The organism is Paenibacillus sp. JZ16, assembly GCF_015326965.1.
Classification (GTDB): domain Bacteria; phylum Bacillota; class Bacilli; order Paenibacillales; family Paenibacillaceae; genus Paenibacillus_AQ.
The window spans coordinates 5669004-5682742 of the sequence record NZ_CP017659.1 but is presented as its reverse complement, the minus strand read 5'-3'; the positions used below and the strand labels follow the sequence as shown (position 1 = coordinate 5682742).

The following is a 13739-nucleotide window of genomic DNA, read 5'->3' as shown; positions in this document are numbered from 1 at the left end:
TGCGGACGTTATCTCTCATGAAGAAGCCTCCCTGTATCCCCCGGGTAACTCCGAATGATCTCAATCGTGTTCCTGACCTGTCATCACTATGGAGTCTTCGTTAATAACTCAAGCTCATATCTATTCGCCTTTAAACTATGGACATCTCTTTTTTAACGGACTATAATGACAAAAGCGCTCCAAAAAACGAACATTAAGGCGGTAAAAATGAGTAAATATATGTTATTATTTCAAGGGACTTCTTTTTCAAGCAAATCTCCCAAAGAAATTCAAGTATTGAGAGACTATCTTTACTGCATCAACACGGGCGGCATGATTGAGCGAGTCGTGGCACCGGAAGACGCCGACTATCAATCCTTGCTGGATACGTATCAAGGCACGGACAGCTTTCACCGACTAGAGGAAGGACAGTATTTCCTGCCTGGCTTTGTCGATTTGCACGTTCATGCCCCGCAATGGGCTCAATCCGGAACCGCATTGGACATTCCACTCTACGATTGGCTGAATACGTATACGTTCCCGCTGGAATCCAAATTCTCCGATCTGGCGTTTGCGCAACAGGTTTACGACGATGTGGTAAGTACCCTGCTGGCCAACGGAACAACGACGGCGCTTTATTTTGCCACGGTGCATAAAGAAGCCAGCTTGTTGTTAGCCCAAATCTGTGCGAACAAAGGCCAGCGCGGACTTGTCGGAAAGGTTGTCATGGACGATCCCGAGCAGAATCCGGATTACTACCGCGATGCGGACACATCCACGGCACTGGCGGATACGGAGGAATTTATTATCGCTGTACAGGAACTCGCCAAGACCACCAAACAAGGCGTGTATCCCGTCGTGACCCCACGCTTTATTCCAAGCTGCACCGATGAGGGGCTGAAGGGGCTAGGCGAGCTGGCAGCCAAATACGACACGTATGTGCAGTCCCATTGCAGCGAAAGCGATTGGGCGCACGGGTATGTGAAGGACCGGTTCCAGAAAAACGATGCGTTTGCCCTGCATGATTTTGGCCTGCTGCGCGATAAATCGGTCATGGCTCATTGTAATTTTCTCGATGATCAGGATGCCGAATTGTTCGCTGACACCGGCACCGCGATCGCGCATTGCCCGATATCCAACGCGTATTTCGCCAACAGCGTCATCCCGGTCGCCCGCTTCCACGCCAACAATGTCGAGATCGGTTTAGGCTCGGATCTATCCGGCGGCTTCTCACCGAGTCTCTTCGATAATATAAGACAGGCCGTAATGTCCTCGAGGATGCTGGAAGATGGCGTGAACACCTCCCTTCCTGCGGAAGCTCGCGGCGTGCCCGAGTCGCGGATTACGGTCCATGAGGCATTCTATCTGGCCACGGCCGGAGGCGGTGAAAGTCTGAGCCTGCCGATTGGCCGCATACAAGAAAACTACGCATGGGATGTGCAGGTGATCGATACGAGACTTCCATCCGCCAAGCTGCCGATTTTCGATGAGAATGAAGACACACAAGATATTTTTCAGAAGATCATGTATCTGGCACGTCCTGAGCATATCCGCGAGGTGTGGGTACAAGGGGAAAAGGTTCATACGCGTTAAGAAAGATAGAGGTTGTTCAAAAAGCAATTCATCCTAACATTCGAGGTGTCCAGCGGAGTGAATACACAAGCAGACAAGCAAAATGACGAGCAAACGAAGTCACAGCATTTAACGGTACCTCCCGACGGCAAAATATCATTCGGGAAATCCGCCATTCTCGGTTTACAGCATGTCGTCGCGATGGACGTCTATGTCGTTCCTTTCCTGATTGCCATGTTAATCGGCTTAGCGCCCAATCAGTCCAGCGCATTGATTCAATCCACGTTTATTGCGGCAGGGCTTGCCACGATCGTGCAAACGTATTTCTGTATGAAGCTGCCGATGGCGCAGGGCCCATCCTATGTTCCACTCGGCGCGATTGTCGCCATATATGCCGCCAGCGGCGGTGGAGAGATGGGTTGGAGTTCCGTGCTGGGCGCGAGCTTGATTGGCGCGATCCTCGTCATTATTTTGGGATATACGGGAGTTTTCAATAAAATCGTTAAATCCTTCATCCCGCCCATTGTCGGGGGCACGATCATCTTCATTGTCGGTCTGTCGTTATTGCCTGTTGCGATTCGAGACAATATCTACGGCGCCACGGACGCCACCATCAATCAGAATGTGCTGCTGGCCCTGATCTCAGCGGCTGCACTCATCCTGTTCGTCATCCTGGGTTCTCTGTTCCGAACAAGAGGCGCGATATTCCGCGTTACGTCCGTGATGGTCGCATTAATTATCGGATGTATCTCCGCCAACTTTATGGGTGTGCTGGATTTCAGCGCTGTTGCAAACGCCAAGTGGTTCAGCATGCCGCAGATTCCGTTTAAGGATTTTGGCTTTTCGTTCGACTTCTCGGCGATCATCACCATGGTCATCATTTACCTCGTACTGCTGGCGGAAACAACGGGTACATGGTTTGCCATCAGTAACGTCATCGATAAACCGTTAACGGATAAGAACATTAACCGAGGGGTGATTGGCGAAGGGATCAGCTGCCTGATTGCTTCAGGACTCGGCTCCACGCCGGTTACCGGCTATTCCACGAATGCAGGCATTATCTCCATCACGGGTGTGGCCAGTCGCCGGGTCTTCCTGGCGGTAGGCGGATGGTTTGTCCTCTTCGGCTGTTCCGGCAAATTGGCCGCGCTGATCTCCTCGATCCCAACCGCGGTCATCGGCGGCGTATTCGCCATCGTCTGCGGCATCATCTCGATTAACGGGATCCAGGTCATGAAGAACGTGAAAATCGGGGAAAAAGAAATGTACATTATTGCTATTCCGATGATTTTGACGTTAGCGTTAGTGCTCATTCCTAAAGATTTCTTGTACACACTGCCTACGTTCGTGCAGTATTTACTCGGATCACCGATTCTGGCTGCTTCGCTTGCAGCGATCTTGTTGAATAAATTGCTGCCTAGTGCGAAGTAAGTTGTAGAGCGAGGCAGGGCACTTTTTGACGGAGCCCTACATTTGAAATAATAGAATTCATGAAAAACGCTATGCTTCTCGTAAGCTTCTTACGATAAGCACAGCGTTTTTTCTATTTTGAGAGTATGATTTTAACTTTGCTAGATACCTCGACTGTAACTATATTGATGTTTTCGTTTTTTGCGTTTGTACTTGCTCAGCGTATATTTCACCCCACTCTCTCATCTGGATAATGATGTTGGACAATGTCTGGCCAAATTGTGTTAAGGAATATTCTACTTTTGGAGGAATGACATTATACACTTCTCTATGAATAATCCCATCATTTTCAAGCTCTCTCAATTGTAAAGTCAACATCCGCTGAGAAATCCCTGGAACCAATCGTCTAAACTCATTAAATCTACGCGTATCGTTAAGTAAATGATAAATAATGACACCCTTCCATTTACCCCCAATTACATCTAACGTAACCTCTACGGGGCAAGCATGCTGAAGACCATCCGTACACTTTCCGTAACCACTTTTTCGATTGCGCATCATGACACACCTCTTTTTACAGTATACATAATGTTACTATACAACATTAATGTGCGTACTTATTTTTTATATTATTATCACCTATATTATAACTGTACTTATCATTTTGAAATGATCTTAAAATAAAGGAGAGATATCATATGGTGGAAATGAAAGCCGTAGGATTGTATAAATACCTTCCCATTCATCATTCAGAAAGTCTGATCGATATTACAATACCGAAGCCAAAAGCGGAAGGACGCGATATTTTAGTTAAAGTCAATGCAATCTCGATTAATCCGGTTGATGTGAAAGTAAGGGCGCCTAAAGATAAACAAGAGGAAACACCAAAGATTCTTGGATGGGACGCCTCAGGTATTGTAGAAGAAGTTGGGGAAGATTGTAAATTATTCAAACCAGGTGACCAGGTTTATTATGCAGGAAGTATTACTAGACCAGGAACATATAGCGAATATCATTTAGTAGATGAAAGAATCGTTGGTAAGAAACCTGAAACACTTAATGATGCACAAGCAGCTGCATTACCTTTAACCGCCATAACCGCTTGGGAAGGATTATTTGAACGATTAGGTATCGACTTGAACAATACACAAAAAAATAAAGAACGTTCTATTTTAATTATAGGTGGCGCAGGTGGAGTAGGTTCTATAGCTATTCAACTGGCAAAGTTAGCAGGATTAACGGTTATCTCAACAGCTTCCCGACAAGAATCAATAAATTGGTGCAAAAAACTTGGTTCGGACTATGTGATTAATCACTATAAACCTTTTGTTGAACAATTGGAAGAAATCAACTTGAAAGGTGTTGATTATATCTTTTGTTTAAATAATACGGATCAACACTGGGATCAAATTGCGGCTTCTATACTTCCACAAGGCAAAATTTGTTCGATTGTTGAAACAGCTGAGAAACAAGATTTAAATGTACTCAAGAGTAAAAGTGCTACCTTTGTTTGGGAATTTATGTTTACGAGAGCCATGTTTCAAACAGAAGACATGCAAGAACAACATCAATTACTTTCTGCCTTATCAGAATTTATCGATCAAAAAAGAATAGTAACGACCCTAACCGACGTACTTAGACCGATTAATGCTGAAAATCTAAAAAAAGCCCATGGAATGGTTGAATCCGGGAAAATGGTTGGGAAAGTTGTTATCGAACATTTCGAATAATTCATTTACACGGATCAAAATCATAAAAGTCCAAAAAAAGCAGTCCAAAACTGGATTCCAGTTTTGCCTGCTTTTTTTGATTCAACGATTGTTCATATTAGCGTAATTGTGTCTACTGAACCTATGATTGCACTCACTTCTTCTTGTTTCTCATGGCGGCGAGCAGCTTCACCTTCCCGTTGGCTCCTTCCACGAAGCGCCGATAGTCGGGGGATTCCACCGGAACGATCGCGATTTGCCCCTTCGCATTGAAATGAATCCCCCACCCGTATTTCTTCGGGAGCATCGATGCTCTCAAGCATGGTTGCGGCTTCCTAAAAAACTCGTCTCGAATCTGGCTCCCTCTCTCGGCTAACTCCGTCTCCGGAATGTTTTTGTGCCGGATATGCACTTCGTACAAGAGCTCCTCCTGGGTATAGGCGTACGGATTATTCGTGATTAACTCAAACTCGATGCCCGGCTTGGTTTTTCCATCTTTCTTGTCCGGCGGCTGCGTTCCAGTCTCAACAGGGCAATCTGCAGCAACGGTAATAAATGTATCGTAGTAATTCCAATCCATTATCGTTCCTCCTAAACAATATATAGCACGCTCATAACACATCGACTTATTTAAAACTAATTATAACCCTCTATCCCTGACAGAATCGGTCAGTCATTATCGCCGTCTTTTCTTATTCCCCCCATTAAAAAAATGCTTGAACCTCTACCCGCGTCACCTTTTAAGATATGATTCAGACTTCTTATACGAAAGGTGACGAGAATGAAATTAACCACAAGAAAAGAAAAAATGACGGTACAAATCATGCTTGGGACTTCTCTGGTTCTAGGGTTGCCCCAGTGGTTTAAGTATACGTTTTTAATGATTGAAACCTTCATCATATTGTATGCTATGTTTTGCATCGCTCTTCAGAAACCTTATCATTATCCGGCAATACCTTACATCAAAAATAAAGAGATCCATCGAAATGAGGCGCTAAAATGTTAGATCAAATGATGACTATCGGACAATTATCGAACCACACTGGCGAATCGGTCAGAACGTTAAGATACTACGACAAAATCGGCTTGTTAACACCCAGCGATTACAAGGATGGCGGACACCGGCTGTACAGTAGGGATGACTTGGTACGTCTCCAACAGATTCAGGCATTGAAATTCATAGGTTTTTCGCTGAAGGATATTGCGAACATATTGCAGTATGCCCATATCGAACAAGAGCAGATCAAAAGCACGATACAATTCAAAAGAAAACAGCTCACTGCGGAGCTAGAAAGAATACAGGATATGATCGACCAATTAAATCATATGGATATGATCATTTCAAATGAAAACTCAGTGGATATCAGATCCTTTTGCTTTATTATGCACTCCATCCTTTGGGAAGAAGAGAATCTGGATGAAAACAAACGGAACCTGTATAAAATCTATAACTTTCGAGATCCAGAGCGATTCAAGCTCGACCAAGAGTACTATAGCTTATTCTCAAGAATTAGACACTTAGTCATGTCCAAGACAAGTCCTGAATCTGAAGAAGCGCTAGAATGTATGAGGAGATTGATGTTTCTCCATAAACAAACACTAATCAAGATGGCAAAGCTTCAAGAAGATGCTCCCGAGGCTGAAACATTCAATATATTGGATCCATTTACCGATGAGGAAAAAGTCTTCATCAAGGATGCCATGCGCATGATGTCGGAGTCGGAGTAATACATCCATATCATCATTAAGGTGGGAATACATTGATACAAGATATTTTGCAAAAAGTAGAGCATATTCCAGTTCTTTATCAATTTATAGCTGTGTTCGCAATCTCGTTTATCCCTTTCCTCGAGGCTCATGTAGCGGTGCCTGTGGGAGTGCTGCTGAAGCTCCCGTTCATTCCAATTGCTGTTCTGGCCATCTTGGGCAACTGGCTTTCGGTCTTGACCGTAATCATTTCCTCTTCATGGATCAAATCCAGATTTTTCAATGATAGAAGCGATAGTTTTGTTTATCGACGTTTTCAAAAAGGTAAAGTGTATTTCAATCGATATGGCGTTCCTGGCATTTCCCTATTAGGGCCGATCATTGGGGCTAACCATATAGGCGCATTAATTTGCACGATGGCCAATGCGGATAAGAAAAATATCATCATTTGGCAGACCATTAGTATTATCTTGTGGGCGGTAGGGTCTGGGCTGCTTATTCATTTTGGGAGAGAGTACTTGCTTAGATAGATGATTCATCGTTATATCTTGAGGAGCATTTGAAGACAAATTAATGAAAAAGCGGCTACTAAGATGTCAGAAATAAATCTTGGTCGGCCGCTATTTTTATTAAACTTCGTTTCCAGTTAGCTTATGACATACTTGGTTAGTAGATTGCGAATTGCCTTCTAAGCGGTATAACGCGTGTGGTATACTTAGCACAAAAAATTAGAGCGTGACAAGGGAGTTCGTATGAACCATCACAGGATAATAGAACAAGCATTGATTCATATTGAGGAAAATTTAGAAACACCTTTATCCGTGTCATCCGTTGCGCTTACTTTCAATATGTCTAAATATTATTTTCATAGGCTTTTTTCTGCCATGATGGGCTGTTCCTTAAATCAGTACATCCTATCTAGAAGATTGAATGCCGCTTTATCACTCATTTATAACAACAACTTGTCATTAACCGATATTGCTTACCAGTTAGCCTTTGGTACGCAGGCCTCATTCACCCGGGCATTCAAACAACATTACGGCGTAGCTCCAAGTTCGCTAAGAGCAGGGTTTAAACCAATCACTCCGACTCCAATACCTACTGTAGTTAAAAGACCATTTAAAAATATTCATGGTGATATCGTCACGGACTTCACACTGACAGAGTTCAAAGAGACCCGAATCAGCGGGATTGCCTTTGAAGTAGACCTAGCCACCGATGATTACAAGCAGAAGATTCACTCCCATTCAACAATGCTGCTGAATCATATTGATGAGAACATAAATGGTTCTTGTTTTGTCATTTATTCAAACTGTCAACCCAATTCAACCCGGTTCAAAGTGCTGTTCGGAATCCCAAGTGACATTCAAATTCATAAACCCTTTTATTTCACGATTGATGTACCGACTATTTTTTGTGCGAGGTTCAACTATTTTGGTGACCTGCTTGATATTGGAGAAGTGCTCAAAACAGACTATGCAAGATTCTTAAAGATTTCCAAGCAAGAGTCCGATCAATCGGATATTGAACTTATCCAAGTTTTTAATGACGTCCACAATCTGGATTCAGCCTACCATATCTATGCCCCCATCAAGAAACTTCCTGACGATCTGGACATTTAATGTTGCACATCTCTAATTCGATGCTTACTTACGTTCCGACCAAATAATATATCCGATCCATATCAGAGCAACGCCCATCGGTATCGCCAATGCCCGATCAAACGGATGGGGAATAATTGCAGCGGCAAAGGTCACTACAGCAGCGAAAGCCAGCAGAATTGCTGCTGGGCGGGGGAAGACTCTGGCACGTAATGCGGCGATGCCTAGCAGGAGACCTCCTAGCATATACAATACGCCCGCGAGCGGTGCTAATATTGGGAAGATCCCCAGATGAACCTCGCTGACTGTTCCTCCAAAGAGCCCAACCATTCCTACCACAAACTTATCAGCATCACTTGTCAACAACGGCAAAACGAATGCTTCGATGAAACTAAAGATTAATGAGATTAACCAGAACAGATTGAATAAAAGGAAACCGATCAAGCCAAGCCACCCCGCTTCTTTCGCTTGGCGTACATAGAATCCCGTAATTCCGATCAGGTTAAAGAACGACATAGCCATAGTCAGGCATGCCACCACTACCCAAGAGTTTGTGTGCACAGAAGAGATATCATCTGTCGGATGGATAAATTGAATGACGATATATAGAATCCCCGCTATTATTGCCATGAATCCTGACCACCGGTTGAGAACATGTGCCGTTATTATTGATTTACTTACCTCTGTATTGAGCTCTATATTCACGTTGATTCCTCCACTTCTAGATATTAATCACATGATCGCCACATCTTTCTCGACATGACAGGTTTTCGACTCTAACCATCCAACGAGGATATTTTGAAATTTCTTTGCTACAGCCCCTTCCTTAATCTGTTTGTCGAATATAACTTAACAAATATAGCCTCCCCTTACTTTTCAGATCTTGCTGTAATTAGTGAAGAAATCGTAAGGAACCCTATAACGAAAAAAAGCACCTCTCTCGAGATGCAAACGAATCTACAATATATTTCCCCCGTTCAATCTATTGGACCATAACCATATCAACCATTCGCAGTTACTTTGTGGTACTCGCTCCATCAACCTGTCACTGTGCTGACAAATTCGTTCGAAATGCAGGCAAGTTGGTTACTTTCCCCATCTCGCTCAGCAGCTTCTCCATACTTGCTCGCTGAAAGGACGCCAGATATACGGCCAACAGTTCATCCGTCTCTTCTTCGGATACGTCGAGTTCAAATACGATCAACACATCGTCCTTTACGTAAATTTTCCATGCGTTCAGCTCCGCCCCCTCATCGATCTCATGCTCCCGCTCCAAACCCATACATCTACGGTAGTCGGATAAGTCCCACAAGCTCTCATCAAAAATGGCCCAATACGGCAGCCGATCCTCAACTCCTAACTGAACGAGTGCCTTGCCAGCGAGAAAACGTTGAAGCGATCGATTTTCCAGCTGCCAGTCGGGAAAGTTCCACGCACACAAATAGACCGTTGGATCTTCCTCCTCCAGATCCTGAATACGGATCCCGCAATAGATCACGGACTCCTCTACTTGATAGAAGACCAGAAACGCCTTGTCTGTCGTAAAAAAAGTATCATCCGGAATGAACACGTCCTGCAGCTGGAGCGGTTCATATTGGTTATTGCACCCTTGGGTGATATACGGGGATCGTCCCAAAACCATATAATAATCCCGCAATTCTGTCGGCAACGAAAAGCCCAGGCTTTGTTCTTTAGCCTGAATGCCCGCTTCCGAAATGCCGTGGGCCTCTTTATGATGCTCTCCCAATATACGGAGAAGTGTTTCTATATTTGCTTCCATTAATTGCGTGAACCTCCTCGTGATGCGTCTGGGTATCATCTACTTCTCTAAATATACTGCAGATTTGAGGTTGTGCCCAGGAATAGAACGTCATTTCGGGCCTATTACAAATGGTACCGAGCCCCGCTTTAGTAGCTCAAGCTCTTTCCACTTTCATAGCGTGAATACGTTCGAAATTCCGGTTGACGAAACCAAAATCGGGAAGTATAATCGAATCCATATTAAACTCATAGGAATTATTAATCATTAAGATACCGACCATTCAAATGGAGGTCACAGCTTCAGCAGGATATTCTGCTGGCGTTGTGGCCTTTTATTGTTGATCATCCTATTTTTGAAAGCTAGGTGAAGTTGAAGTGATGAGAAAGTTTCTTTCCAATCCATTGATCGGAAAATGTTTGCCTTGGGTTCTCCCCATCTTACTAATCGTTCTGTGGTCCATCTTATCCAATCTTGATGTGATATCGAGGAAAATCCTCCCCCTGCCTCAAGACGTTTTATTTTCTTTCAGGGAGTTGCTGTTGTCAGGAGAATTAATCGATCATATCTCGATCAGCTTTCAAAGAGCGTTCATTGGTTTCTTAATCGGCGGGGGGATCGGTCTTGTACTTGGCTTTATGAACGGCTTATCCTCCATCGCTGAAAAATTGTTAGATACCACGATTCAAATGGTACGCAATGTTCCTCATCTGGCGATGATTCCGCTAGTCGTTCTATGGTTTGGCATTGGCGAGGAGTCGAAAATATTTTTGGTCGCGATCGGCGTGTTATTCCCGGTCTACATCAATACCCTGCACGGCATCCGCTCCGTGGACAACGGGTTGATTGAAATGGGGAACGTATACGGGCTGCGCTCCGCTTCGCTCTTTTGGAGAGTCGTTCTGCCTGGCGCACTGCCTTCCATTCTAGTCGGACTACGCTACGCCTTAGGCATCATGTGGTTGACCCTAATCGTATCCGAAACGATCGCTACGAATTCGGGCATCGGCTTTCTGGCGATGAATGCAAGAGAATACATGCAAACCGATATCATTCTGCTGACCATTTTGCTGTATGCCTTATTTGGAAAGCTGGCCGATTCCATCGCTAAGCTCTTAGAGAAGCGGTTCTTACAATGGAACCCGAACTATCAAAAGTAAGCACTGAAAGGATGTGTCGACCCTGAATTCCTCAACCCATGGTGTACATCTTCGTACAGCAAGATTACAGAAAAGCTTTGGTGAACAACCTGTACTTCAAGGCATTGAGCTGGACGTGAAGCCAGGAGAGTTCATTGCCATCATCGGGCGAAGCGGCTGCGGGAAAAGCACGCTATTGCGCGTGATCGCCGGATTGGAACCATCCACGTCAGGAGACATATGGATCAATGACCATCCGGTTCAGCAAGTACATCCCGAAACTCGGATGATGTTTCAAGATGCGAGGCTGCTGCCTTGGAATAAGGTCATCGATAATGTAGCGATCGGACTTCGAAAAGAAGACCGTCATAAAGCCGAAGCCGCTTTAGAGCAGGTTGGGCTGAGTGCGCGGGCCAATGAATGGCCGTCCGTGCTGTCCGGCGGCCAGAAACAACGAGTCGCCTTAGCAAGAGCGCTCGCCAGCCAGCCAAAATTATTGCTGCTCGATGAACCTTTAGGAGCGCTCGATGCATTGACCCGCATTGAAATGCAGCAATTAATCGAATCGCTGTGGCAGCAGCAGCAATTCACGACCGTCTTGATTACACACGATGTCGAAGAGGCTGTCGTTTTGGCCGACCGCGTGGTGCTCATTGAAGAAGGCCGTATCGCGATGGATCGAGCCGTCCCTTTCCCGCGCCCCCGTCAACGGGGAAATGCCGAAGTGGCAGCATTCATCGATCACATCCTGAAACGGGTCATGGGCATAACCGAAACGGCAAGCCGACATGAAGCAGAAGATCTCCCCTATCCCTTAAAGAAAGGGTCATAGGTTTCTAACACCATCCCGCTTGGGAGGGGATTGCCAAAACACCATTTCTTGAAGGAGGTGGATCACAAGCGAGCGTATGACCGGACGTGAAACCGAAAAAAGAAAGGAGCCCTGAAGCATGCCTAACATCGATAACCCGCAAGAAATCGTTAAGGAAATCAGGATTACACGCTGCCCGGTTCCGACAGCAGCCAGTTTGGCCCTTGACCTCGGACTTCTTCAACAGGAGCTTGAAAAGTCCGGATGTACGGCGGCGGAACTAACAAGAAACGCCAATCACGCTTTGCCTCATGCGCATTTTAATCACACCTTGCCTTTCCTGGTGCGAGAAGGAGGGAACATTCCGGCTTTATGGGCGCGCTCCACCGGGAGCGATACGCGGCTGATCGGACTAAGCTGGGTCGATGAATATCAAGCCATCATTACCCTCCCTGACTCGGATATTCAGGAGCCTGGCGATTTGCGTGGAAAACGAATCGGGATTCCTCGTCATCGTTATTTAGAGATTGATTTTCGAGCGGCCCAAGCGCTTCGCGGTTTTCATAATGCGCTCTCGCTGGCGAATCTTACGCTGGATGATGTCAACATCGTTCATCTTGAGGCGGTTCATGAAGGAAGAAGGGATTCATGGAATACCGAAATCGAGGCGCTGCAGCGGCGCGAGATCGATGCCGTTTTTGTCAAAGGAGCTACCGGGCTTGAGGCCGCTCGTACGGCCGCCCTAAAGGAAGTGATCGAGCTCGGGTTCCATCCGGATCCGCTGGTGCGAGTCAACAATGGCGTGCCCCGAACCGTGACGGTCGATACGGCACTGACGGAGCAGGAACATGTTGTAGAACAGATTCTCACTTCTCTGCTTCGCGCCGCGGATTGGTCCAAAGATCATCCCGATGATTTCATTCGGATCGTTACGAAGGAAACCGGCGCTTCATCCGAATATGTAGCATCCGCTTATCGCAATATTTCGCTTCGACCGGCACTACGCGAAGACTATTTAACAGCGCTTGATGCCCAGAGCAGGTTCCTGTTCGAGCATGGTTTCCTCCCGAATCCCGTAAACGTATGGGACTGGATTCTTCCAGAACCGTTAGCCGCGGCTGAATATAACATTGCCAAAGGAGTGTCCCTCACATGACTCAAAGTAAAGCAGACGTAACCATCGGCGTTCATCCCAATAATCATTCGTTATTCGTATTGCGCCGCTTAGGCTTTTTAGAAGAGATTCTTAAAGACCATAACGCATCCGTTGCCTGGGTCGACTACAACGATGGAGCGAAGACGCCACTGCGTATTGCTTCCGGAGAGATCGACTTTGGAGGTACAGGGTCTACGCCGCCGTTAACCGCGCAGGCTTCGGATATCGATATTGTGTACGTTGCGGTATCTAATCCTCGTACAGCTAGCGGAGCATTGGTCGTTCGCAAAGCAACGCCGGTGCAATCCGTTGCAGATTTGAAAGGGTTGCGCATTGCGCTTTCCGAAGGGTCATGGCATACGAGTTTTCTGGCAACCGCGCTAGATAAAGAAGGCCTTCTTTATGATGATGTCGCTCGAGTTGATATAGGCAATGATGGGGCGAATGCATTGCTGGCCGGGAAAGTGGAGGCTTGGGTCGGCAACGATCCGCAGCTGACGGAGCTGCATAACGAAGGACTCATTCGTACGCTGGTGCCGCTTGAATCCCATATCTCTCATCGTTCCGTATGGTTTGCCAGCCGAGATTTTGCGACGAATCGGCCGCAATTGCTCAAGGCCGTTGTCGAAGCTCTGCAGCAGGCCGATGGTTGGATTCAGGAAAATACGCGCGAAGCGGCAGAGCTGTTTGCCCGGGACCTGCCCCATTGGCCTTCCGTGGATTCATGGGAAGCCGCGCTTCAGCGGAGACCTTGGGGGCTGCAGCCGATTACCGAAGAATTTATAACTGAACAGCAGCGGGTTGCAGATCTGTTAGCACGACAGCATATTTTGCCCAAAGAAATAGTCGTTTCAGAGGCGGTTTTACCTGTCCCCGTAGAAATTGGAGGGGAGTAG

Annotated in this window: 14 protein-coding genes; 10 read left to right on the top strand and 4 right to left on the bottom strand. The window is 45.9% G+C overall.

All coding sequences use genetic code 11. The features are described from left to right. Positions 1 to 207: 207 nt before the first annotated feature. Both guaD and BJP58_RS25465 read left to right on the top strand, forming a co-directional pair. Positions 208 to 1572 carry a guanine deaminase gene (gene guaD, locus BJP58_RS25470; protein WP_194541098.1) on the top strand — a complete coding sequence of 455 codons (1365 nt, stop codon included), beginning with the start codon at positions 208 to 210 and terminating at the stop codon, positions 1570 to 1572. A 57-nt stretch (positions 1573 to 1629) separates the two neighbouring features. Continuing rightward, entirely contained in the window at positions 1630 to 2982 is a 1353-nt protein-coding gene (locus tag BJP58_RS25465) for a uracil-xanthine permease family protein (protein WP_113060800.1), read from the top strand. A gap of 159 nt (positions 2983 to 3141) precedes the next feature. Here the strand turns inward: BJP58_RS25465 and BJP58_RS25460 are convergent, their stop codons facing one another. Then, entirely contained in the window at positions 3142 to 3519 is a 378-nt protein-coding gene (locus BJP58_RS25460) for a winged helix-turn-helix transcriptional regulator (protein WP_194545057.1), read from the bottom strand. Between the two features lie 149 nt (positions 3520 to 3668). On the opposite strand from BJP58_RS25460, the gene BJP58_RS25455 reads away from it, so the two are divergent. After that, entirely contained in the window at positions 3669 to 4691 is a 1023-nt protein-coding gene (locus tag BJP58_RS25455) for a zinc-binding alcohol dehydrogenase family protein (RefSeq protein ID WP_194545056.1), read from the top strand. 133 nt (positions 4692 to 4824) lie between these two features. Here BJP58_RS25455 and BJP58_RS25450 read toward each other — a convergent pair whose 3' ends face one another. After that, a complete protein-coding gene (locus tag BJP58_RS25450) occupies positions 4825 to 5250 on the bottom strand; it encodes a DUF6157 family protein (RefSeq protein ID WP_194541097.1) in 426 nt (141 codons plus the stop codon). Between the two features lie 419 nt (positions 5251 to 5669). Between BJP58_RS25450 and BJP58_RS25445 the strand changes: the two genes are divergently transcribed. The 3 genes from BJP58_RS25445 to BJP58_RS25435 all read left to right on the top strand — a co-directional run bounded on the left by BJP58_RS25445 (position 5670) and on the right by BJP58_RS25435 (position 7999). Beyond that, complete coding sequence (locus BJP58_RS25445) at positions 5670 to 6398, top strand: MerR family transcriptional regulator (protein WP_194541096.1); 729 nt, start codon at positions 5670 to 5672, stop codon at positions 6396 to 6398. A 32-nt stretch (positions 6399 to 6430) separates the two neighbouring features. After that, positions 6431 to 6907 (top strand): small multi-drug export protein, encoded by a 477-nt coding sequence (locus tag BJP58_RS25440; RefSeq protein WP_194541095.1) that lies wholly within the window; start codon positions 6431 to 6433, stop codon positions 6905 to 6907. 222 nt (positions 6908 to 7129) lie between these two features. Continuing rightward, positions 7130 to 7999 (top strand): helix-turn-helix transcriptional regulator, encoded by an 870-nt coding sequence (locus BJP58_RS25435; protein WP_194541094.1) that lies wholly within the window; start codon positions 7130 to 7132, stop codon positions 7997 to 7999. Positions 8000 to 8023: 24 nt separating this feature from the next. Here BJP58_RS25435 and BJP58_RS25430 read toward each other — a convergent pair whose 3' ends face one another. Together BJP58_RS25430 and BJP58_RS25425 are read right to left on the bottom strand one after the other, a co-directional pair. After that, on the bottom strand, positions 8024 to 8683 hold the full coding sequence (locus BJP58_RS25430) for a hypothetical protein (protein ID WP_194541093.1): 660 nt from the start codon (positions 8681 to 8683) through the stop codon (positions 8024 to 8026). Positions 8684 to 9023: 340 nt separating this feature from the next. Further along, positions 9024 to 9758, bottom strand: a complete 735-nt coding sequence (locus BJP58_RS25425; protein WP_194541092.1) for an SMI1/KNR4 family protein — start codon at positions 9756 to 9758, stop codon at positions 9024 to 9026. 359 nt (positions 9759 to 10117) lie between these two features. Between BJP58_RS25425 and ssuC the strand changes: the two genes are divergently transcribed. The 4 genes from ssuC to BJP58_RS25405 all read left to right on the top strand — a co-directional run bounded on the left by ssuC (position 10118) and on the right by BJP58_RS25405 (position 13739). Continuing rightward, positions 10118 to 10897, top strand: a complete 780-nt coding sequence (gene ssuC, locus BJP58_RS25420) for an aliphatic sulfonate ABC transporter permease SsuC (RefSeq protein ID WP_194541091.1) — start codon at positions 10118 to 10120, stop codon at positions 10895 to 10897. A gap of 13 nt (positions 10898 to 10910) precedes the next feature. Then, positions 10911 to 11708: an ATP-binding cassette domain-containing protein gene (locus tag BJP58_RS25415; protein WP_194541090.1), complete on the top strand. Its 798-nt coding sequence runs from the start codon at positions 10911 to 10913 to the stop codon at positions 11706 to 11708. A 118-nt stretch (positions 11709 to 11826) separates the two neighbouring features. Then, complete coding sequence (locus tag BJP58_RS25410; RefSeq protein ID WP_194541089.1) at positions 11827 to 12843, top strand: ABC transporter substrate-binding protein; 1017 nt, start codon at positions 11827 to 11829, stop codon at positions 12841 to 12843. Beyond that, positions 12840 to 13739 carry an aliphatic sulfonate ABC transporter substrate-binding protein gene (locus BJP58_RS25405; RefSeq protein ID WP_194541088.1) on the top strand — a complete coding sequence of 300 codons (900 nt, stop codon included), beginning with the start codon at positions 12840 to 12842 and terminating at the stop codon, positions 13737 to 13739. The genes BJP58_RS25410 and BJP58_RS25405 overlap by 4 nt, the downstream gene beginning before the upstream one ends.